22 protein-coding genes are annotated in these 22,296 nt (G+C 42.3%); 12 read left to right on the forward strand and 10 right to left on the reverse strand.

The features are described 5' to 3' along the window. The first annotated feature begins 503 nt into the window (after window positions 1–503). From SJY39_RS05565 to cueR, 3 genes are all read left to right on the forward strand, one after another. On the forward strand, window positions 504–1,604 hold the full coding sequence (locus SJY39_RS05565) for a porin (protein WP_016789596.1): 1,101 nt from the start codon (window positions 504–506) through the stop codon (window positions 1,602–1,604). Window positions 1,605–1,703: 99 nt separating this feature from the next. Next, on the forward strand, window positions 1,704–2,507 hold the full coding sequence (locus tag SJY39_RS05570) for a DUF2057 family protein (protein ID WP_016793821.1): 804 nt from the start codon (window positions 1,704–1,706) through the stop codon (window positions 2,505–2,507). 94 nt (window positions 2,508–2,601) lie between these two features. After that, on the forward strand, window positions 2,602–2,994 hold the full coding sequence (cueR, locus tag SJY39_RS05575) for a Cu(I)-responsive transcriptional regulator (protein ID WP_016789598.1): 393 nt from the start codon (window positions 2,602–2,604) through the stop codon (window positions 2,992–2,994). A 561-nt stretch (window positions 2,995–3,555) separates the two neighbouring features. Here the strand turns inward: cueR and SJY39_RS05580 are convergent. From SJY39_RS05580 to SJY39_RS05600, 5 genes are all read right to left on the reverse strand, one after another. After that, a complete protein-coding gene (locus SJY39_RS05580; protein WP_016793823.1) occupies window positions 3,556–4,005 on the reverse strand; it encodes an NfeD family protein in 450 nt (149 codons plus the stop codon). Window positions 4,006–4,008: 3 nt separating this feature from the next. Further along, on the reverse strand, window positions 4,009–4,938 hold the full coding sequence (locus SJY39_RS05585) for an SPFH domain-containing protein (RefSeq protein ID WP_016793824.1): 930 nt from the start codon (window positions 4,936–4,938) through the stop codon (window positions 4,009–4,011). 211 nt (window positions 4,939–5,149) lie between these two features. After that, the gene (locus SJY39_RS05590; protein ID WP_016793825.1) at window positions 5,150–6,004 is read right to left on the reverse strand and encodes a co-chaperone YbbN; all 855 of its coding nucleotides are present in this window, start codon (window positions 6,002–6,004) and stop codon (window positions 5,150–5,152) included. A gap of 396 nt (window positions 6,005–6,400) precedes the next feature. After that, window positions 6,401–7,228, reverse strand: a complete 828-nt coding sequence (locus SJY39_RS05595) for an SDR family oxidoreductase (protein WP_016767474.1) — start codon at window positions 7,226–7,228, stop codon at window positions 6,401–6,403. A 43-nt stretch (window positions 7,229–7,271) separates the two neighbouring features. Beyond that, entirely contained in the window at window positions 7,272–8,186 is a 915-nt protein-coding gene (locus tag SJY39_RS05600) for a TIGR01777 family oxidoreductase (RefSeq protein ID WP_016793826.1), read from the reverse strand. Between the two features lie 297 nt (window positions 8,187–8,483). Between SJY39_RS05600 and SJY39_RS05605 the strand changes: the two genes are divergently transcribed. Genes SJY39_RS05605 through yfcE form a run of 5 tightly spaced genes read left to right on the forward strand, consistent with a single transcriptional unit; the run spans window position 8,484 to window position 11,346 of the window. Continuing rightward, entirely contained in the window at window positions 8,484–9,221 is a 738-nt protein-coding gene (locus SJY39_RS05605) for a DUF1538 domain-containing protein (RefSeq protein WP_016793827.1), read from the forward strand. Continuing rightward, window positions 9,215–10,009, forward strand: a complete 795-nt coding sequence (locus tag SJY39_RS05610) for a DUF1538 domain-containing protein (protein ID WP_010436686.1) — start codon at window positions 9,215–9,217, stop codon at window positions 10,007–10,009. The genes SJY39_RS05605 and SJY39_RS05610 overlap by 7 nt, the downstream gene beginning before the upstream one ends. Then, on the forward strand, window positions 9,999–10,349 hold the full coding sequence (locus SJY39_RS05615) for a P-II family nitrogen regulator (protein WP_010436689.1): 351 nt from the start codon (window positions 9,999–10,001) through the stop codon (window positions 10,347–10,349). Before SJY39_RS05610 ends, SJY39_RS05615 begins: the two co-directional genes overlap by 11 nt. After that, the gene (locus SJY39_RS05620; protein ID WP_010436692.1) at window positions 10,346–10,753 is read left to right on the forward strand and encodes a CBS domain-containing protein; all 408 of its coding nucleotides are present in this window, start codon (window positions 10,346–10,348) and stop codon (window positions 10,751–10,753) included. Before SJY39_RS05615 ends, SJY39_RS05620 begins: the two co-directional genes overlap by 4 nt. Before the next feature lie 47 nt (window positions 10,754–10,800). Continuing rightward, a complete protein-coding gene (yfcE, locus tag SJY39_RS05625; protein WP_010436695.1) occupies window positions 10,801–11,346 on the forward strand; it encodes a phosphodiesterase in 546 nt (181 codons plus the stop codon). A gap of 138 nt (window positions 11,347–11,484) precedes the next feature. Here yfcE and SJY39_RS05630 read toward each other — a convergent pair whose 3' ends face one another. The 3 genes from SJY39_RS05630 to SJY39_RS05640 form a co-directional block, all read right to left on the reverse strand. After that, window positions 11,485–11,793, reverse strand: coding sequence for a SelT/SelW/SelH family protein (locus SJY39_RS05630; RefSeq protein ID WP_010436699.1), 309 nt, complete (start codon window positions 11,791–11,793; stop codon window positions 11,485–11,487). 162 nt (window positions 11,794–11,955) lie between these two features. Next, complete coding sequence (locus SJY39_RS05635) at window positions 11,956–12,471, reverse strand: regulatory protein ToxS (protein WP_010436702.1); 516 nt, start codon at window positions 12,469–12,471, stop codon at window positions 11,956–11,958. A 1-nt stretch (window position 12,472) separates the two neighbouring features. Beyond that, complete coding sequence (locus tag SJY39_RS05640; RefSeq protein ID WP_016793829.1) at window positions 12,473–13,381, reverse strand: transcriptional regulator; 909 nt, start codon at window positions 13,379–13,381, stop codon at window positions 12,473–12,475. A 271-nt stretch (window positions 13,382–13,652) separates the two neighbouring features. Between SJY39_RS05640 and htpG the strand changes: the two genes are divergently transcribed. The 3 genes from htpG (at window position 13,653) to hemH (ending at window position 17,822) form a co-directional block, all read left to right on the forward strand. Continuing rightward, window positions 13,653–15,557, forward strand: a complete 1,905-nt coding sequence (htpG, locus tag SJY39_RS05645) for a molecular chaperone HtpG (RefSeq protein ID WP_010436709.1) — start codon at window positions 13,653–13,655, stop codon at window positions 15,555–15,557. A 388-nt stretch (window positions 15,558–15,945) separates the two neighbouring features. Continuing rightward, the gene (gene adk / locus SJY39_RS05650) at window positions 15,946–16,590 is read left to right on the forward strand and encodes an adenylate kinase (RefSeq protein WP_009847341.1); all 645 of its coding nucleotides are present in this window, start codon (window positions 15,946–15,948) and stop codon (window positions 16,588–16,590) included. Window positions 16,591–16,859: 269 nt separating this feature from the next. Next, a complete protein-coding gene (gene hemH / locus SJY39_RS05655; protein ID WP_010436714.1) occupies window positions 16,860–17,822 on the forward strand; it encodes a ferrochelatase in 963 nt (320 codons plus the stop codon). A 108-nt stretch (window positions 17,823–17,930) separates the two neighbouring features. Here the strand turns inward: hemH and SJY39_RS05660 are convergent, their stop codons facing one another. Beyond that, window positions 17,931–19,319 (reverse strand): peptide MFS transporter, encoded by a 1,389-nt coding sequence (locus SJY39_RS05660; RefSeq protein ID WP_016787730.1) that lies wholly within the window; start codon window positions 19,317–19,319, stop codon window positions 17,931–17,933. Window positions 19,320–19,821: 502 nt separating this feature from the next. On the opposite strand from SJY39_RS05660, the gene rfaH reads away from it, so the two are divergent. Then, window positions 19,822–20,328 (forward strand): transcription/translation regulatory transformer protein RfaH, encoded by a 507-nt coding sequence (rfaH, locus tag SJY39_RS05665; RefSeq protein ID WP_016787729.1) that lies wholly within the window; start codon window positions 19,822–19,824, stop codon window positions 20,326–20,328. Between the two features lie 82 nt (window positions 20,329–20,410). Here the strand turns inward: rfaH and asnB are convergent, their stop codons facing one another. Next, the gene (gene asnB / locus SJY39_RS05670) at window positions 20,411–22,075 is read right to left on the reverse strand and encodes an asparagine synthase B (protein ID WP_016767477.1); all 1,665 of its coding nucleotides are present in this window, start codon (window positions 22,073–22,075) and stop codon (window positions 20,411–20,413) included. Window positions 22,076–22,296: the final 221 nt, after the last annotated feature.

Raw genomic sequence — 22,296 nt, forward strand, 5'->3', positions numbered from 1 at the left:
CAAAGGCACTCCTTTCTCTGGAGTGCTTTTTTTGTGTCCGCTATAAAAATTAAGGCTTTTTAATTGCTGAGAATTTTGTGTCTATACGAACTATAAAATCAGGACAGTGATGACGCTCAATATTAATGAAATGCTATTCTAGTTGTAGAATATTTGCGAGTCATATCAATTTTATGAAATCTAATTTTATTTTAAGTTATTGTTTTTAATTTAGTTTTGTGTGTTGTTTTGTGGTTTTTTAAAATTAGCGAGCGAGATCACTAAGTACCCAGTAAATTTGCACCAACTCATATTTTTTTAGATGAAAATTAAGTTCTCATTGATCTTTTTGAGGGCGAAGTTAGTCTTAATGCCATGGATGCACACGATGTGTATAACCAGAAAGGAAATAGAGAATTCAGAGTTTAGGGTTCTCAAACAAGAAAAGGTATTTCTCTCTACGGCGGCCAACTTTAGGCGGGGAATATTCAAACAGCTATATCCATTTTTAGGAGTTTTATTCCATGGAAAACAAATTTTTCAAACGTACTCTACTAGGTGCAACGGTTGCACTTTTATCGACAGGCGTAATGGCGAAAGAAGTTGGTATCAACTCTGACTTCAACGTTGACGTATACGGTGTTGCAGCTATCTCTCTAGTGAACTACAACACAACAGACAACAATGACTCTAGCTCAGGTTACGCTGTAGAGAATGAATCTCGTATCGGCTTTCGTGCACACAAAGAGATGTTTGATGACGTATTAATCACAATGCAGATTGAATCTGGTTACGTAGATAGCACAGACTGGTCTCATGGTGGTGTTTCAGGCGGTGTGCTTGGTTTCCGTGATACGTTCGTTGGTGCTTCTGGCTCTTGGGGTAACCTACGTGTGGGGCGTGTTCTTACGCCACTATACGAAATCGTCGATTGGCCATTCTCTAACCCTGGTCTAGGCTCAGTATTCGATTGGGGCGGCATCAACGGTCACTACGATCGTCAATCTAACCAAGTACGTTACGACTCAGCTAAATTTGGTGGTTTCTCTTTTGCAGCTTCTGTTGGTCGTGATGATAACGACAATGGTGGCGGTGCAGCGACTCGTGATGCGAACTTCGTTGGCGCAAGTGCTAAGTACAGCTTTGAAAAAATCACATTCATGGGTGCGGTTGAATCTGGTACACGTGTAGTTGCTGCTACTGGTGGAGATTGGTCTTTCGACGAAAATGGTCAGCCAGAGCAAGCTCCTGAAGTAGCTGGCTACGATGATGATACATTCGCATACATCGTTGGTTTTGAAGCTAGCCTACCTGCAGGTTTCGGCTTTGCAGCAGCATTCAAAGGCGAAGAGCTAGATAACGGTATCCGTAAGCAAACTCAAGATTCTTACTCTATTATTGGTCAATACTGGAATGGTCCAATCGGTTTCAAACTTGGTTATGCAGCGAACTTAGAATCTGAGCTTAACGGTAGCAAAGAAGCTAACACAGATAGCAACACTATCTCTGGTCAGCTAATGGCTGTTCACAATGGTTTCGTACCTTACCTACGTGTAGCGGGTCGTACTGTTGGTGACGCTGATACAGATATCGTAACTCGCGTTGGTCTTGAATACGGTTTCTAAGCTAAAGTTATCAGCTTAAAAATAGTTAGATAAAAATCAAAACGCTGGTAAATTATTTTGCCAGCGTTTTTCCATAGTGAACATAAGGAATTAGTCATAATGAATAAAGTTAGCGTAGTTGTATTATCATTATTTTTGGGAGCTTGTAGTTCACTTGATTCAAAAAGTAATTTTTCAGATTCAGTAGCAGATGTACAGCCTAAAGGTGGTTACATTCAAGTGACTGGACAATCTTACGTGGCGGAAAGTAAAGCGAACGTCGGTGCTGATATCCTGAAATCGTCACTCTACTTTACATACAACAAAGAAATAACACAGAGCTCGGCTCCAGAATCTTCAATTATCATGGATGTGAGTTACTTCCAGAGCTATAAAGAATACGAAACGGTGAGATTTTTTGGTAAAACGCTTGAGCTAGAAGATAGACAACTTCCAAGAGAAAGTTGCAGCGAACACTGCACAAAGACTCAATATATTAAATTTCCATTGAGCGAAGCTGACATCCAGCAAGCAAGAGAAAAGAATTTAGAATTTACACTTGATGGACAAAACTCAGTAATGAGTACAACTTTCATTGTGCCGAAAGCGTATATCGACACAATTTATAATGGTGCAAATAATCATACTGCGATCGCGGTTGCCCCAGTCGCGGTACCTGTAGCAGCGGTTGTTGCTGAAGAACCAAAAGCTTCACAAGCTCAAGAGATGGTTAACTACTGGTATGGGCAAGCGACAAAAGAAGAGCAGTCTGCAGTGACAGATTGGGCATTCAAAAATCGTAAGAACGCTTCTCCAGCATCAATTGAAGGCTCAAAAGAAATCGAGATGGTTTCATACTGGTTCAACAAGCTAGACAGCGAAGAAAAGTCTCAAACTATGATTTGGTTGTTAGAGCAAGAGTAAGCTTCCAACGTAAGTCTCTAACTATGTTTTTCAACCGCAGTATTGTATAACAGCAGTACTGCGGTTTTTCATTTTAGATATTACAGGTAATACAGTGAATATTGGTGAAGTAGCGAAACGTGTTGGCACAACAGCGAAGTCCATTCGTTTTTACGAAAGTAAAGGCATGATGAGCCCACCGCACCGTTCAGAAAATGGGTACAGGCAATACGGCGAGATTCACATCGAACAGTTAGAGTTTGTACTGAGAGCTAAAATGGTTGGGTTTACTCTCGGTGAGTGTAAGTCACTTGTCGAGTTGGCAATGAATCCCAACAGACAAAGCTACGAAGTAAAGAAAAAGGCCACTCAGAAGTTAGATGAAATAGAGTTGAAGCTTGTGGAGTTAAATAAGATGAAAGCTCAGTTGCAATCTTGGGTACATGATTGCCCAGGAGATGCTTCAACGGAATGCCCAATCCTAAACAATCTATCAGGTCGCAGTTAGCCGGTTTCAGTTATAAATAATCGTCAGGCTGCAATTACATCACTAGCCTGACTTAGTCTTCTATCACTGCACTTTTCCGCCGTAATGTTTACAGATCAGCAGTGGCACATGAGTGACTGCGTTTCCATCTGAACACTTAACAATAGGCCCCATATTGCCATTGCTTGGAGACTGACTGCTTGCTAAAGCGTTTCCAAATGATAGGCTGAAAATAGCTGTTAAAATTATTAAAAAATGTCTCATATGAACTCCATTATGTTTATCTCTAATCGAGATAAATGAAGTATGGACAAGGAAAAGAAAATTTCAAAAATTAGACAGACTTAACATTTTTATTAATTATAATTAAGCGAGTTTACGGCTTCCAATTCATATACATGTTGGTAAATAAACTAGGCTTTCTTATATCTTTTTAATCTTATTACGTAAATTAGCCTTACGAAATAAGAACTTATTTTTTATTTAGTTTGAACTATCACAATGATAATTCGAATATTATTGAGCCCTGAAAATCCCCTAAGCCTACACTTGTTCAAAATGCAGGCCTTATATTTCATTTTGCTATAAAGGTTCTATTATTAGAACAATTCCGTCTAAAGCGATGATCTTAATTTCGGTACCAGAAGGGATATCTTGACTCGCTCTTGCTGACCAAGAAGAGTCGCCTACCTTAATACGGCAATTCCCGCGCTGAATATCTTCTGTTAAACGAACCGTTTGACCTACCAGTTGTTTCTCTCTTTGGTTTAACTCTCGCCCTGCGTCTGATTCCTTGTCATTAGACAACTGCCTTCTCCACCACAGCCAAGTGGTGATAAGAGAGAAGCTCGCGAAGGACAACCATTGCATCTGCCAACTCAGTGGTAATGCACCCAAAAGAGCCCCGACGAGCATGGCTGACATACCAATCCAAAGAAAGTAGCCAGCCGTTCCGATAAGCTCGAGAGCCAATAGTGCTAGACCAAACGCCAACCAATGCCAGTGGTTTACTTGTTCTAGTAATTCGACCATACGTTAGTCCTTACTGCCTTTGTCATTGCTTTGTGCAAACATCTCTGCGATACCTGCAACAGAACCCATTAGGCCAGTTGCTTCGAGTGGTAACATGATGATCTTACCGTTTTCAGCTTGGCCAATAGACTTCAATGCGTCGGTGTAACCTTGTGCTATAAAGTAATTAACTGCCTGCATGTCACCTTGAGCGATAGCTGTTGATACCATTTCTGTTGCTTTTGCTTCTGCTTCTGCAGCACGCTCACGCGCTTCTGCTTGCAGGATTGCTGCTTGCTTTTGACCTTCCGCTTTGAGGATCTCTGATTGTTTGTGGCCTTCTGCTTTTAAGATCTCAGCTTGTCGCACACCCTCTGCCTCTAAGATATCAGCACGTTTGTTACGTTCGGCTTTCATCTGAGCATTCATCGCGGCAGTAAGATCGGCTGGTGGTTGTACATCTTTAATCTCGATACGTGTAACCTTTACGCCCCAAGGATTTGTTGCTTCATCAACGATATTTAACAATTTGGTATTGATCATATCACGTTGGCTAAGCATCTCATCTAGCTCCATGGAACCAAGCACAGTACGGATATTAGTTAGGGTTAAGTTACGGATCGCATGCTCAAGATCATTGACTTCATAAGCAGCCTTTGGGGCATCTATGACTTGTACAAAGCACACCGCATCGATAACCACATTTGCGTTATCTTTGGAGATGACTTCTTGAGCCGGGATATCGAGAACTCGTTCCATCATACTGATGCGTTGTCCAACTTTATCGATAAATGGAATGATCAGATTTAATCCTGGCTTGAGTGTTTGTGTATAACGACCGAAGCGTTCTACAGTCCAGTTGTTGCCTTGCGGAACCGTTTTTACTCCAGCGAAAATGAACAGTATTGCGACGACAGTAAAGACGCCGATGGTAATTAATGTATCAATAGCCATACAAAATCCTTTGTAAGTTTAAGTTTTTGATAGTTCATTACTCATACTGGCTCATATTTAAAAATCGAGCAAATCTATAAATGAGAAATGGGCCATAAAACCTTGATTTTATGGCCCATTTAACGTTGTTCGATTCGTACGGTCTGCTGAGGGTTTGTTATCTATCGAGATAGGTATCAGCTAAACACTACGCTGTGATATGTGTGCTTTACTAATACAGTAGCGAGTACAGTTGACGACGGTATTTACTCGCAACTGCGTTACCTTGTCCTAATGCACTTAAGATATCCATGAACTCTTTCTTCATGTCGCCATCGAGCGTATTGAGATCTTTAGCTAGGAATGACCAAAGTAGATCCATAGCTTCTTCGCTACGATTTACTTGGTGATATTGCAATGCCAATTCAGAAGCGGTCTTCGCATCGCCTGGATTTTGCTGTAAAGCCGCTTCTAATGCTTGGATTTCTGGGCTGTCAGCAGCTTGCTTGTGAAGTTCAAGCTTAGCGACTAAGCCTTTATAGTAGTTGTCTTGGTACTCGAGAGGGATAGTGGCAAGCTGAGTTTCAGCGAGTTCAAACTGTTGTGTCTCTAAAAGGCATTCAGCGATAGCCAGTTTTACTTCACCTTTGTTTGTTAACTCTGTTGGCAGTTGTTGCATTGCCGAGAGTGCTTGTGCGTGCTCACCGGCTTGCATTTGCTCTAGAGCTTGGCGCAAAGCGAGCTCTTCTTGACTAGGTAAGTGCTTACTTAGCATTTCCACAATCGCTTCCACGCTTTGAGGACCACCTAATCCATCGACAGGTTGACCGTTAACAAACAGTGCGATGGTTGGCAGTGCTTGTACACCAAACTGGCTAGCAATGGCTTGCTCTTGCTCGCAATTCAACAGGGCTAGGGTGAAAGCGCCGTTGTATTGCTGAGTTAATGTTTGTAGTTCAGGAATGACTTGGGCGCTCTCTTGGCTCATTGGTGCCCAAAAATGGATGAGTACAGGAGTCTGCATCGAACCTTCTAATACTTGGCGAAAGTTCTGTTCATTAAGTTCAACAATATGCGGAGATTGCATTTACGTTCCTTGAGGGTTGTTTTATGGATACGTTGCAAATATGGGGGGATAAGTTGGTAACTTCAAGATCTAACTCTGTTATCTCAGATAAAAAGAGACAAATATAGAAAAACGCTATGCTTCTATGTTGGTAAAGTAGTTGTCTCTACATGGAAGGCATAGCGTTATCATAAAGGTAGTCAGTGAGGTGTTGCGTGAGATACTCAAAACAGAATAAACAACGTAATAGCCAAACCCACACCTACCCAATTAAGGCGGTTTAAAGTCATGAAGTTTCCAGAGTCTATTCATCAATCGGGAATAATTGATGAGATAGGGTAATCATGGCATCTTATTGTTACGGAAAAATTACATCGTTACATTAAAGTTTGCGACTATTGATACAAAGTTAGTAATTTATGCAGCTTTTCTCAAAATAGGGTCTAGCAAGCGACTTGGTAGAATTCTTTTCAATATCGCGAACACTTTAGTCGGGGTCGTAACTCGGTATCTTAGCTTGGGTTTATCGGCTGTGAGTGCATGAAATACTGGCCCAACGCAGCTTTCAGGCGGCAGAACAAACGCGTTGTTCGATGATTCTTTTTCGAGTCGGTCTTTTTGCTGTTGGTAAGCTTTTTGATGTGCACTACCTGAAATCGATATCCATTTGTTAAATGCTTTCAGGGCGTTGGTTCTAAATTGAGTCTCAATCGGACCAGGTTGCAGTAGAGAAATGTGGATACCACTGCCATGTAGCTCCAAGCGCAAGGTATCAGTCCATCCTTCAAGAGCGAACTTCGATGCATTATAAGCACCACGATATTTCATTGCTGCAAAGCCTAGCACAGAACTGTTTTGTACAATGCGCCCTTCACCACGCTCGCGCATGTGAGGAAGAATTTGACAAACTAAGTGATGCCAGCCAAAGAAGTTAGTTTCAAATTGCTCTCTAAGTCCTTGGATTGGTAAGTCCTCTAGTGCGCCAGCTTGGCCATAAGCCCCATTATTGAAGAGGCCGTATAATCCGTTCGGAGACAGTTCTAATGCTCGTTTTGCGCCTTGCTCGATGCTTTCCTGGTTGGAAAGATCCAGTTGGATACATGTGAGCCCTTCGTCTTGAAGACGTTTTACATCTTGTGGATCACGACAAGATGCGATGACATTAAAGCCGCGCTTTTGAAGTGCATGAGCACATGTGTAGCCAATACCCGTTGAGCAACCGGTAATAAGAATTGACTTGTTCACACTTAATCCTTAATTAGAGTTTCTATTGTTCTAGGGTAAAGAATTAGTCTTGATGTTGTAACAAGTTTTTCAGAGCAGGTTCGATTCTTGAGTAACTAAAAATGAACCCCATCTCAGTGAGTTTCTTTGGCTTAGAGCGAATGCTGTCGAATAATAGACAAGAAGACTCACCCATGAGTAGTGACATTGCCCATTTAGGAGTGAAAAGGATATGCGGGCGTCGTAATTGCTTGGCTAATGTCCTACTAAAGTGTTTGTTGGTGACGGGATGAGGGGCACACAGATTGAATTCTCCTTGAGCGTGAGGGATCGACAATAAGTGGTTTATGGCCCGAACCATATCAAGCATGTGAATCCATGGCATGTACTGTTTCCCCGAGCCGAGAGGCCCACCAACTCCCAGTTTGTAGGGCGTCAGCATTTTCTTTAATGCACCGCCATTTTCGCCAAGAACAATGCCCGTGCGCAGCAAAACAACGCGCGTTTTGTCAGATTGAGCTCGTTTGGCGATTTCTTCCCAATGAGCACAAACTTTATGAGGAAAGCTTTCATCTTCCACTTCTAATGTTTCATCAAACGGCTTTTGTTGTTGATCACCATAGTAGCCGACGGCTGAGCCGCTGATAAAAGCTTCAGGCGGGTTGCTACTGGCATGAACTAATTCGACCAGTTTTTCCGTAATGTGCCAGCGACTGTTACAAATCCTGTCTTTTTGCTCTGAACTCCAGCGCTTGTCAGCGATAGGTTCACCTGCAAGATTAACCACCACATCGAAATCATTGAGATCGCTTAGTTCATCCAGAGATTGAATGTAATGAAGATTATTCTGATTAAGGTGGTTTAGGCTTTGCTTTGCTTTTTCTGGGCTCCGCGTCAGTAATGTCACGTCATCAGTGTTCCAAGTCTTGATCAATTCTGAGCCAATAAATCCAGTACCACCAGTTAACAATATCTTCATACCAATCTCCCTATTAAATATAATTATAGACATGGCTTGTTTTTAATAGCCAACCAATACGAAAAAATAACTATAACGATCAGTTGGTTTCAATCGTGTGATAGTGAAATTACGACCGCAATAAACAGGTACCTGAATTTAAATTTTGATGATGGACTATGTACCTTTATCACACTTATGAACTTTACTCAGATAGGTTACCAACTGCGTAATATTTGTCACACAAGCAATGATAAGGATTTGCCATGATTATTAGTAATTGATAACCGAACATAATCGCAAACAAAAGGAGTCACGATGACAGCAGTGCTTGCTTTGTTTCGAGCGATGTTAGGCAGTCTGAGAGATTTGTTACCGATTGTCGCGGTGATTGCTTTTTTTCAACTCGCGGTCCTCCAAGAGCCGCTTCCACATCTCTTTTCTATCCTTATTGGTTTGCTGCTGGTGGTTTTGGGTCTCACTTTCTTCATATTTGGACTCGAAATGGGACTTTTCCCGATTGGTGAGTCGATGGCTCAAGCATTTGCTCGTAAGGGGAGCGTGTTCTGGTTATTGACCTTTTCTTTTTGTTTGGGGTTTGGCACGACTATCGCTGAACCTGCATTAACTGCGGTAGCAGCCGAGGCGGCCGAAGTCGCGGCTGAGGGAGGGGTAATCCCTAACTCTTTAGATGAAATGGAACACTACGCGAATGGCTTACGATTCACTGTGGCGTTGTCAGTTGGTATCGCTATTTTACTCGGCGTATTGCGAATCCTAAAAGGCTGGCCAATTCAATACATGATTATTGGTGGTTATATTGGTGTCGTGGTGCTAACTGCATTTGCTCCTGAGAACATCATAGGCATTGCGTATGACTCTGGAGGGGTGACAACATCAACCATCACGGTTCCATTGGTTACAGCATTAGGGGTTGGTTTAGCTTCGGCAATCAAGGGACGTAATCCGATGATTGATGGGTTTGGCTTGATTGCTTTTGCTTCCTTGCTACCGATGATGTTTGTGATGGTTTATGGAATGGTGGTGACATTATGAGCTTTCAGCAATTTTTGGATACCTTTCTTGGTACCGTGACTGATGTCATTCCAATTGGGGTCATTATTTTTGGCTTTCAGTTAGTGGTGCTGCGTAAACCTGTGACTAATTTAGCCAAAGTATTGCTAGGTTTTTTCTACGTCATTTTAGGGTTATCTTTGTTTTTGATGGGACTAGAGTTGGCCCTGTTTCCTCTAGGGGAAACGATGGCGATGCAGTTGACCGAGCCAAACTTTTTATCGGAATTTAAGATCAGCTCAGGACATGGGTTGGTGTGGTTTGACTATTATTGGGTCTATCTGTTTGCATTTTTTATTGGCTTTAGTACCACTATTGCCGAACCTTCTTTGATTGCCGTCGCGATTAAAGCGAACCAAGTTTCTGGTGGCAGCATTAGTATCAACGGGTTAAGAATTGCGGTTGCACTCGGTGTTGCTATTGGTATATCTCTTGGGAGCTATCGTATCGTTGCAGGCGACCCTATACATTACTACATTATTTTCGGCTATGTCATCGTCGTGATTCAGACCCTTTATGCCCCCAAATTAATCATCCCTCTCGCATACGATTCTGGCGGTGTAACCACATCAACGGTGACGGTACCCTTGGTGACAGCGCTAGGATTAGGACTTGCTTCAACCGTACCTGGACGTAATCCAGTGATCGATGGTTTCGGCTTGATTGCATTTGCCAGCTTATTTCCAATTATTTCGGTTATGGGTTATGCCCAAATAACTCATTGGTTAAACCGTATATACACCTCTAAGGAGAGTAAAGATGCGCTTTAAACTGATCTTAGCGTTTGTAGAAGAGAGCAAGACAGACATCGTACTTGACGCCGCGCGTGATGCTGGAGCAACCGGGGCGACGGTGATTAACAATGCCAGAGGGCAAGGTTTAAACCAGAAACGTACCTTTTTTGGTTTGACGTTAGAGGTTCAAAAAGACGTGCTGCTGTTTGTCGTCGAGGAGCATCTAGCAAGGCATATTCTCGAAAGAATTAGTGAAGTGGGGGAGTTTGACCAAGAATCGGGACAGGGTATTGCGGTACAGATAGATGTCGAAGATGCCGTAGGGGTTGCGCATCAAGTAGAGAAGCTAACCAAGGTTGTGGAGGATGAACTATGAGTAGCAGCGAAAAAATCCGAGTAAGTGATGTGATGGCCAATACTTATGTGATTATCGATGGGTTAACCACCGTGTTAGAAGCGATTGAGATGGCAAGAGACCACAAGGTAAAAGCGATTATCGTTGACAAGCGTCATGAGGATGATGAATACGGCATTGTACTAATGAACGATATTGCTAAGAAAGTGCTTGCTAAGAACCGCTCTCCAAAGCGTACAAATGTTTATGAGATCATGACAAAACCAGCCTTAAGCGTATCGGCAGATATGAACGTTAAGTATTGTGCTCGTTTGTTTGAGCGCTTTGGTATCAGCCGTGCTCCGGTGGTCTGTGATAATAAGATAGTCGGTATGGTTAGTTACAATAATATCGTGATCAATGGTATGGCGAGAGATGACGTTTAACCTTTCAATACGTACAATAGACACATAATTTTTATGGAGAAGTATGTGTGAAATTATTTTTTACTTCCGATCTACACGGATCGCTACCAGCTACTGAAAAGGCATTAGAACTTTATCAAGCGTCTGGTGCGCAATATTTAGTTCTATTGGGTGATATTCTGAATCATGGTCCAAGAAACCCGATTCCTGAGGGATATAATCCGCCTGCGGTCGCAGAAAAGTTAAATGCGTTTTCAGAAGAGATTATCGCCGTTCGCGGTAATTGCGATAGCGAAGTGGATCAGATGTTGCTGTCTTTCCCGATGATGATGGATTATTCATGGGTACTGTTAGAGTCTGGCGCGCGTATCTTCTTAACTCATGGTCACCTTTATAACACCAACAAGCGACCTGTATTAAAAGCGGGTGATGTAATTGCGCACGGGCATACTCACATCCCTGTTGCAGAATACCAAGATGGTGTATTTATCTTCAATCCAAGCTCAGTCACGTTTCCAAGAGATGGTCATGCCGCTAGCTATGGCATCTATGAAAACAACACATTTCAAGTGATTAGCCTCGAAGGCGACTTGCTTGTGAGTGGCAATCTATAAACTGGTCGTCGTGAGTAAACCGATCAGAGACTTATGAATACTACAGTCGCCGATTGAGTAGAGTCGTTGATTTGAGTGCCTCAGTTAATTAAAAACAACAGTTAATTGAGGCTAAATAGCTAAACCCTTCTGGAACGCTTACTTTGAGTCTACGTGGCCAAGATCTTTATCTGGAGCAATGATGTTTCGAACTCTTTGCTTCAGTACTTTAGCTTCAGGAAAGCCTCCATCTGCTTTTCTTTCCCAAATTTGCACGCCATTACAAAAGATTTCGAACCTGCCTCCTGTGCCTGGGTTCAAACTCACTTGCTCTATTTCTTCACTGAAAGTATGCAGTAATTCTTGGCACAACCAACTAGAGCGAAGCATCCAATTACATTGACGACAATAGTGTATGGATATAGATGCTTTAGTGATTGATGATGCTTTGTCTGAGCTTGTATTCATTGGACGTCCTTTAAGTATGAGTAAATCCTGATACCAACATCATGACTTCAATGAGAATACAGATGCTACAGGTAATAAAAAAAGGAGCATCATGCCCCTTTTTCTATTGGTATACCGTTTAAGGTTTCACAGCAATGGGTATGAGGTAGGAGCTATTCGACCTTAGTTTGAAAACAATACTGTAGAACCGTGATTCAAGCTAGTGAGTAACAGCGTTTTCGTGTTCACAATATCAATTCGACGGCTCTGTTCTGCATCCATCTTGATAACCTGAGTGATTAGGTTTAGCTGCTCTTCAGAGAAATCTTGGCGCTGGGCCGAAGTCACATCCTTAAACTCAGTAGGAGAGACAAGTAAGTAGTTGTCATTGATATCCCATTGACCCGTCTCTGAAATGTTGATCACATTCGCCGGTGCAGTTTGTGTGCTATATAGCCTAACTATCGACATTCTTAAGTAAGTGCCATTAGGTAAGTATTTTGCGTTGGAAGATAGTTCAACCTTACGAAGTGGGCCAATCGAGTCAGCTTGTTTGTTGTCAGTGATCAGAGTCACCATTTTTGACTGCCACTCGTGCTGAGTAAGTAGTCGCTCGACTTTTGCATCACTTCCCCAATACAACCAACCACTTAGGAATGCAGAAAGGACCAGTAAAATAATGGATACTTTTAATTTCATATTACTGATTACCTTTACAAATGTCGTTTAAATCCGCCTGGTTAGCGTAAATTCTAAGGGTTACATTTTCACTCGAATATTCTTGAGGGTGAATATAGTTAAGAGCAAGATTATTGGTTTGACCGCCTGTCGCAATCACTTCAGCTGGCTTTAGCATTCCTGTGTGATTGGTATTGTAATGCAACACACATTTTTCTATGGCTGGTAGCCAACTGGATAGATCAGGGTGATTGATTGGTGATTGTACTTTCACGCCGTCAACCTCAGCTAACGTGCGAAACTCTGATTCTGCAGGATTAGTAAACGTCAAAACCAGAATAGGCATGATGAAAGCTGCAAGCAGTAACGAAAACGTTAGCCATTTATTGTTGTTGGTCGAAGCTAAAACGGGCGTTATGGTTGGCTCGACCTCAACTTTTGTCTCTTGAATTTTCGTGATTGGTGTTAGTTCTATGGTTTCAGATGCGATATCTTCGATCGTCGTAGTATGTGCAAATGTCAAGATTGGTTCGACGTCATTTTCTGCAATTTCAGTCATCATTGACTGGTCACTTGATGAAAGTGGTGCAGAACGCTCAACAGTGGCAATAAATTGGTAACCCCGTTTTGGAACGGTCTTAACGAACTCTGGAGATTTGGTCGAGTCTTTCAGCATCTTTCTCAGTGTCGATACTGCTTGCGTTAAGCTTGAGTCATCGACCTCAAAGCCTTGGTCTCGCCAAACATATTCGTGCAATTCATTGCGAGTGATAACTTCATTGGGCCTTTCTGACAGCATTAGGAGAATGCGGCTTTCATTGCTACCAAGACGTACGACTTCGCCGTCGCTCATTTGGTCAACAAGTGAATTGCTATTTGGATCGAATACGAACCGCTGTGCGAGAATAAACTTTGTGCCGATATTGCTCATTGAATTCTTCTATTTTTGGATGATTTTGGGTGCGAAATAGACAAATTAGAGGTGAAGTTCGTCTGATTCTTCACCAAATTATGGCTTCTTTTATGTTCTTTTATATTTATCAGGCTCAAGGATAATAAAAACAGATCAAAAAAACAGTGTTTTTATGATTTTTGACCTTGAATTTACAATTGTCATCCTCATGTTAATGAACATATGAGAGGTATTCAATATAACGCCCCTGTATTTGTTCAACATAAAGTATAGATGTTTTGGAGTAAAAATGAGCGAAACGGCAACGCAAAATAAAGAGACTCGTGGCTTTCAATCTGAAGTAAAACAGCTACTTCATCTGATGATTCACTCACTGTATTCAAACAAAGAAATTTTCCTACGAGAGTTGATTTCTAACGCATCTGACGCGGCTGACAAGCTTCGTTTTCAAGCGCTATCGAATGGTGACCTCTACCAAGGTGACGCGGATCTAGGTGTTAAACTGTCGTTTAATGCGGAAGCAAATACTTTAACGATTTCTGACAACGGTATCGGCATGAGCCGCGACAACGTTATTGAGCATTTAGGTACGATCGCGAAGTCAGGCACTGCAGACTTTTTCTCAAAGTTGTCTGAAGATCAGAGCAAAGACTCTCAGCTGATCGGTCAATTTGGTGTTGGTTTTTATTCTGCATTTATCGTGGCAGACGCAGTAACTGTTCGCACTCGTGCAGCGGGCCTAGCGAGCAATGAAGCCGTTCAATGGCACTCTGCAGGTGAAGGTGATTACACCATTGAAGACATCACTAAAGAGTCTCGCGGTACCGACATCATTCTTCATATGCGTGAAGACGGCAAAGAGTTCTTAAATGAATGGCGTTTGCGTGAAGTGATCGGTAAATACTCTGACCACATCGGTATCCCGGTTTCTATCTTAACAGCCGTTAAAGATGACGAAGGTAAAGATACCGAGGAGGAGCATTGGGAACAGATCAATAAAGCGCAAGCACTTTGGACCCGCAACAAATCTGATATCGAGAAAGAAGAATACCAAGAGTTCTACAAACATGTATCTCACGACTTTGCTGATCCATTAACATGGAGCCACAACAAAGTTGAAGGTAAGAACGACTACACAAGCTTGCTTTACATCCCAGCGAAAGCTCCTTGGGATATGATGAACCGTGACCATAAAAGTGGCTTGAAACTCTACGTGCAGCGTGTATTCATTATGGATGATGCTGAACAATTCATGCCATCTTACATGCGTTTCGTTCGTGGTTTAATTGACTCAAATGATCTGCCTCTCAACGTGTCTCGTGAAATTCTCCAAGACAACAAGGTAACTCAATCTCTACGTGGTGCATGTACTAAACGTGTTCTAACGATGCTTGAGCGTATGGCAAAGAATGATAACGATAAGTACCTAGAGTTTTGGAAAGAGTTTGGCCTAGTGATGAAAGAAGGCCCAGCGGAAGACATGGCTAACAAAGAGAAGATCGCTGGTCTACTTCGTTTCTCATCTACGGAAGTAGACTCTGCAGAGCAAACCATCAGCCTTGCTTCTTATGTTGAGCGCATGAAAGAAGGCCAAGACAAGATTTACTATCTAACTGCTGATAGCTACGCAGCCGCTAAGAACAGCCCTCACTTAGAGCAGTTTAAAGCCAAAGGCATTGAAGTGGTTCTAATGTACGATCGCATTGACGAGTACGTGATGAACTACCTAACGGACTTCGACGGTAAGCAGTTCCAGTCAATCACTAAAGCTGGCTTAGATCTAAGCAAGTTTGAAGGTGAAGAAGAGAAAGAGAAGCAAAAAGAGACAGAAGAAGAGTTCAAATCTGTTGTCGAACGCACTCAAGCTTACCTTGGCAATCGTGTTAAAGAAGTTCGTACTACTTTCAAGCTAGCAACAACGCCAGCAGTCGTTGTCACTGACGACTTCGAAATGGGTACGCAAATGGCTAAACTTCTTGAAGCTGCTGGCCAAGCGGCACCTGAAGTTAAGTACATTTTTGAGATTAACCCTGAGCATGCTCTGGTTAAACAAATGGCAGATGAAGCGGACGAGCAAGCGTTCGGTCGTTGGGTTGAGTTACTCCTTGGCCAGGCTATGCTAGCTGAAAAAGGCTCAATGGAAGATCCGTCACAATTCTTGGGTGCAATCAACGAGCTACTAACAAAGCGCTAGTCTTTCGACTTTGGGCTAATCCAATAATTGTAATAAAAAGCTCGCAAATGCGAGCTTTTTTTATGAACGTCGTTGAAAATTCGGTAAATGTGGCCAACGCCACCGTTATCGTTACCACAAATGTTGTCGATGCATTCTTTAGTCGTAAATTCAGCCAAATTGAATATTAATGTGATAGAATGCTCGACCTAATCAGCTGGGACTAGGAACCTATCGTTCCCAGTTGTATGATTTTTAAACGTTATACCGAAACTTACCGTTTGGCTTCTATTTGCAGTTTTACTTAACCTCAATGGTTATCTAACGCTTTCTGTTTATCCTAAAAATGAACTACGAAAGTGGAATAGTGAGCTTCGGTATAAATCATAATTTTATAAGAGGATTAAACATGCGCATCATTCTTCTAGGTGCTCCTGGCGCGGGTAAAGGCACTCAAGCTAACTTCATCATGAACAAATTTGGTATCCCTCAAATTTCAACTGGTGACATGCTACGTGCTGCTATCAAAGCGGGTACTGAGCTTGGTAAGCAAGCAAAATCAGTAATCGACGCTGGTCAGCTAGTTTCTGATGAAATTATCCTTGGTCTTATCAAAGAGCGTATTGCTCAAGATGACTGCGAGAAAGGTTTCCTACTAGACGGTTTCCCACGCACAATCCCACAAGCTGATGGCCTTAAAGAAATGGGCATCGCTGTAGATTACGTTGTTGAATTTGACGTAGCTGATGATGTGATTGTTGAACGTATGGCTGGTCGTCGTGCTCACCTTCCTTCTGGTCGTACATACCACAATGTGTACAACCCACCTAAAGAAGAAGGCAAAGATGACATCACTGGCGAAGAACTAGTTGTACGTGATGACGACAAAGAAGAAACAGTTCGTGCTCGTCTAGGTGTGTACCACGATCAAACAGCTCCGCTTATTTCTTACTACGGTAAAGAAGCGGAAGCAGGCAACACTAAGTACCTTAAATTTGACGGTACTAAGCAAGTCGCTGAAGTTAGTGCAGAACTTGAGAAAGCACTAGCATAATTGGCTAACAGCCAGTTTTAGAATTTGATATATTAGAAGCGACCTTACGGGTCGCTTTTTTTGTTCCAAATTTTAGTACGATACCAATCTCGATAAGTTTGATTGCACATGATTCAAGATTATTAGTCCTGATGATAGATAGCAGTGTGGAGCTTGAGGTACCTCATGTTCAGAATGATTATTCAAACATTTGGTATACACAATGATCTTGAACTTATTCCGATTAGTATATTACTTTCCAGAAAATCACATATTAGTCTCAGGTATCTATGGAAAATAATAAAAAGCAGGGCGTTTTACTGGTGAACTTAGGGACTCCAGATTCGGCAACCCCGGCTGGCGTTCGTCGATTTTTGAGTGAATTCTTACATGACAAGCGAGTGGTAAACCTAACTCGTTGGCTCTGGTGTCCAATCCTGCATGGTGTAATCTTACCGATTCGAGCTCCGAAAGTGGCTAAATTGTATCAGTCTGTGTGGATGGACGATGGATCACCGCTGCTTGTGTACTCACAAAGACAAGCTGAGAAACTGCAGAAGAAATTGCAAATGCCTGTTGCGTTGGGTATGACCTATGGCAACCCAAGTCTTAAGACGGGTGTCGAACAGCTGATGGAGAAGGGCGTCGAAGACATCATCGTACTACCTCTGTACCCTCAGTACTCTGGAACAACGACAGCGGCTGTTTCTGATGGTTTAACTAAAGCCTTTAAACAGATGTCTGTGATTCCAAGCTACCGCTTTATTCGTGACTACTACGCGCATCCAAGTTACGCAAAAGCACTGGCTGAAAGCGTTCGTAGCCATTGGGATAAAAATGGCAGAGCCGATCATTTAGTGTGTTCTTTCCATGGTATCCCTAAGCGATTGGCAGATGAGGGTGATATTTACCCGCAGCATTGCGAAGCGACGACAAAATTACTGGCTGCAGAGTTAGAGTTGTCAGAGGACGATATTACCATGACGTACCAGTCTCGGTTTGGTCGAGAAGAGTGGTTGAAGCCTTACACTGACGAGACGCTGGAATCACTGCCGAGCAAGGGCATCAAAAAGATCGATATCATGGCACCTGCATTCTCAGTTGACTGTCTGGAAACGTTGGAAGAGATTTCGGACCAGTGCAAAGAGACCTTCATTGAAGCTGGTGGTTCAGACTTTAGCTATATTATGTGTCTCAACGACAGGGACTCTCATATTGATATGATGGCAGAGCTAGTGGCGATTCATCGCTAACGACTGTTTATTGGCAACAGCACTTCACATAATAGAAATAAAAAAGGACTGCTCATAGAGCAGTCCTTTTTTATTTTGATGTTTCGTCTAGTAATAGACGCTTAGCTATTAAACAGCTGAAGCTTCTGTTGTTTTTGGTTCAGCTTCTAGCAAGGTGTTAGTTTCTACGCCATGCATCCATGACACGAGTTTACCAGCACACAGCAACAGTAATATGCCACTCACCGTTGCAGTAATCGCAATACCACTGAAAATAGACATAGCACCAAGCTCACCTACGTGTGAACCTACCAGGCCTGCTACGTAGTTTGCAATGGCGTTAAAGCCAAACCATGCCCCCATCATTAACGATGCTAGGCGAAGTGGAGCTAACTTAGTGACCAACGACAGGCCAATAGGAGATAGACAAAGCTCACCAAGAGTATGGAAGAAGAAAGCACCGACTAGCCAAAGCATGGATGTTTTGACTGTTAGGTCGCCACCTTGTTCCATTACTGCACCCATCATGCACACGAAGCCTAGAGCTAAGAAAAACAGAGCCATCGCAAATTTCACAGGAGAGTTTGGTTCGCGCTTACCAAGTTTGACCCAGAATGCGGCTATTAATGGCGCAAGTGTGATGATGAAGAACGGGTTCAGAGACTGGAACCAAGCAGCTGGTACTTCAAAATCGCCTATCATACGGTCAGTATATTGCTGAGTATAAATATTCATTAGGCCACCGGCTTGTTCAAAGCCTGCCCAGAAAACGATCACGAACAGACCCATAACCAGAATAACTTTTAATCTGTCGAACTCTTCTTTTGTGAGTGGCGTTTTCTCTTTCGACTTGTTCAGTGCTTTTGCTCGTGCAGCTGCTGGCACCGAACCGATGTTACCTAACCAAGATTGAGCCATCGTCATTTGCATAATCAGGCTAATGACCATACCAATACCAGCGGCAAGGAAACCTGCCTTCCAGCCGAAAGAGTCGACTGCAGCGCCTGAAATTAAGCCACCAAGTAGTGCGCCTAAGTTAATGCCCATGTAGAAAATGGTGAAAGCACCGTCACGTCGGTTATCGCCTTCTTGGTACAGATCGCCAACCATGGTCGAGATGTTTGGTTTAAACATGCCGTTACCACTGATAAGCAGCGCTAAACCAAGGTAAAGAGCGTTTACTTGGTCTAAGCCAATGAAACCATTGGGCAGAGCAAGTGTAAATTGACCAAGTGCCATTAATAGGCCACCAATCAAGATCGATTTACGTTGACCTAGGTAATTATCGGCAATCCAGCCACCAATTAATGGTGTGATATAGACTAAACCGGTGTAAATACCATAGAGATCGAGTGCGTCTTTTGTTGACCAACCAAGTCCACCGTTGAGGGTAGTGTCAGTTAAGAATAAAACCAGAATTGCACGCATCGCATAGTAGGAAAAACGTTCCCATAGCTCTGTGCTAAAAAGTAGAAATAGGCCTCTAGGGTGGCCAAAAATTTTGTGATTGCTTGGCATAAGTTTTATTAATTTTAGGTATTAAAAGATTTTATAGTTACTTATGTATACAGAGTAGAATAACCATCTGCAATAGGTGTATTTTATGGTTACGACAACTTATTTTTTATAAGTAAATGATAATGTGAGGTTTTCTTTGTAATGTCACCCAGTTAACGCGTGCTGCAAACTAATTTTTCAAATTTGGTTTGGTGGCGTAATAAACAATTCAAGCGCATCCCTGAATGGTTTAATTGTTATGTATTAGTTTGGTGTATTACTTCGGGTTTTAAAGAGTATGCTATGCATAATAGGAGTGGCGTACACACGCTTACAATAATGCACCTTTTTATCTGAAAACGATCCCTGTACAATGCTTAACCACTTTTGCTACCTATAACTTTTTGTTGATAAATTGGTCTGCTACGCATTATTTCTTGCTTGCTCGATTCATTTTATTAATGGCGATTCAACCGTTTTAGGCATGTGGTAAAATATCTAAAAATATAAAATGGCTAGTAAAATGAAACGTTGGTATTTACTTTACTGTAAGCGTGGTGATCAAAAACGCGCGCAGTTGCACTTAGAAAATCAAGGGGTGGAGTGTTTTTATCCCCAAATAGAAGTTGAAAAGGTTGTTCGAGGGAAAGAAAAGCAGGTCAAAGAACCGTTATTTCCATCTTACATCTTTGTTCGCTTTGATTATGAGCAAGGCCCAAGTTTTACGACGGTTCGCTCTACTCGTGGTGTTGTCGACTTTATTAAATTCGGATCTAGGCCACATGAAGTACAAGGTGATTTAGTGTTTGAGCTTAAAGAGTTCGAGAAATGTTTTAGTGACGATACTGAAGACTGTTGTATTGAGTTTGAATCAGGGCAAGTCGTGAAAATTAAGAGTGGTCAGTTTGCTGGTATTGAGGCTATCTATCATCAAAAAGATGGTGAGGCGCGTTCTATCATGTTAGTTAAGATGATCAGTCAAGTGGTACCTGTCAGTATTGAGAACGAGGCACTTCAAGCCCAAGCATAAGCGCAAGAATAAAAACAAGGCTTAATAAAAAAGGCGCATTATGCGCCTTTTTAGTGTTTAGCATTTATTCAAACGAAACCTCTTAGTAAGAGTCGTTGTGAACGGCTTGTACCGCACGACCAGATGGGTCTACACAGTTTTTGAATGACTCATCCCATTCAATGGCTTTCGCAGATGAACAGGCAACCGAAGGACCGCCAGGGACACATTCTGCTGCTGATTCTAGAGGGAATAACTCTTCGAAGATCTCACGGTAAGCGTAACCTTCTTTGGTTGTTGGCGTGTTGTAAGGGAAACGGAATTTAGCGGCTTCCATTTGTTGATCCGTTACTTTTGCTTCAGCCGTTGCTTTCAACGTATCGATCCAATCGTAGCCAACGCCGTCAGAGAACTGTTCTTTTTGACGCCAAGCGATTGAGTCTGGTAGGTAGTCTTCAAAACACTCACGTAGGATGTGTTTCTCCATCTTACCGTTACCACACATTTTATCTTCAGGGTTCAGACGCATTGCTACATCAATGAACTCTTTATCTAAGAATGGTACACGACCTTCAACGCCCCATGCCGCCAGTGATTTGTTTGCACGAGCACAGTCGAACATGCTTAGAGCAAGTAGCTTACGTACTGTCTCTTCATGGAACTCTTTTGCGTTTGGTGCTTTATGGAAGTATAGGTAACCACCAAAGATCTCATCAGCACCTTCGCCAGACAGTACCATTTTGATGCCCATTGCTTTGATCTTACGAGCAAGTAAGTACATCGGCGTTGATGCACGAATCGTCGTTACATCGTAAGTCTCGATGTGGTAAATAACATCACGGATGGCATCTAAGCCTTCCTGAATGGTGTAAGTCATCTCGTGGTGCACTGTACCGATCTTGTCTGCAACTTCACGAGCAGCGATAAGATCTGGTGCGCCTTCAAGGCCAACAGCGAATGAGTGCAGTTGTGGCCACCAAGCTTCAGATTGCTCATCATCTTCGATACGCATTGCTGCAAAGCGTTTAGCGACTGCTGAAGTAATTGATGAATCAAGGCCTCCAGATAGAAGTACACCGTAAGGAACATCAGTCATTAGTTGACGTTTAACGGCTGCTTCTAGCGCTTCAGTCAGTTCTTCTTTGCTTGTGCTGTTGCCTTGTACCGCAGCGTACTCGTTCCAATCGCGGATGTAATAGCGTTGAGGTTCTGCATCTTTTGAAGAGTAGAAGCTACCTGGAGGGAATTCACTGATTGTTTTACATACTTCAACCAATGCTTTCATCTCTGAAGCAACGTAGTAGTTGCCGTGCTCATCGTAACCTTGATAAAGCGGGATAATACCAATATGGTCGCGGCCCACTAGGTACTCGTCTTTCTCTTCGTCGTATAAAACGAATGCGAAAATACCGTTAAGCTCTTCTAAAAGGTCTGCGCCCATTTCTTGGTATAACGCTAGGATTACTTCACAGTCAGAATCTGTCTGAAACTGGTACTTATCTTCATAGCGTGCACGAAGTTCTTTGTGGTTATAAATTTCGCCGTTCACTGCAAGAATGTGTTTTTTATCTTGGCTGTATAGTGGCTGTGCGCCACTGTTCAGGCCAACGATAGCCAAACGTTCGTGAGCGAGGATTGCTTTTTCACCAGCGTAGATACCAGACCAGTCTGGACCACGGTGACGAAGCTTCTTTGACATTTCTAAAGCAATAGGGCGAAGTGCTGCGGCATCACTTTTAATGTCGAGAATGCCAAATACTGAACACATAGAACTTCCTTTTAAATAATTTCTAAATTAACTGCATTCAATTTGCCATTCTGGCTAAAAAAAGCAACCAGATGTGAGCAAAAAAATAATATAAAGGGTGTTCTGTTAGAAAATATCTAATTATTTAGTGTTTTTGGTGTTTGCTATCTAATTGTGGTCGGTTTTTTGTACAGAAACCTCCCAAAAGTGCAAAAAAACAGCAAATTTGAGAGGTTTGGCAG

This window comes from Vibrio sp. R78045 (assembly GCF_042466085.1).
Lineage (GTDB): Bacteria > Pseudomonadota > Gammaproteobacteria > Enterobacterales > Vibrionaceae > Vibrio > Vibrio cyclitrophicus.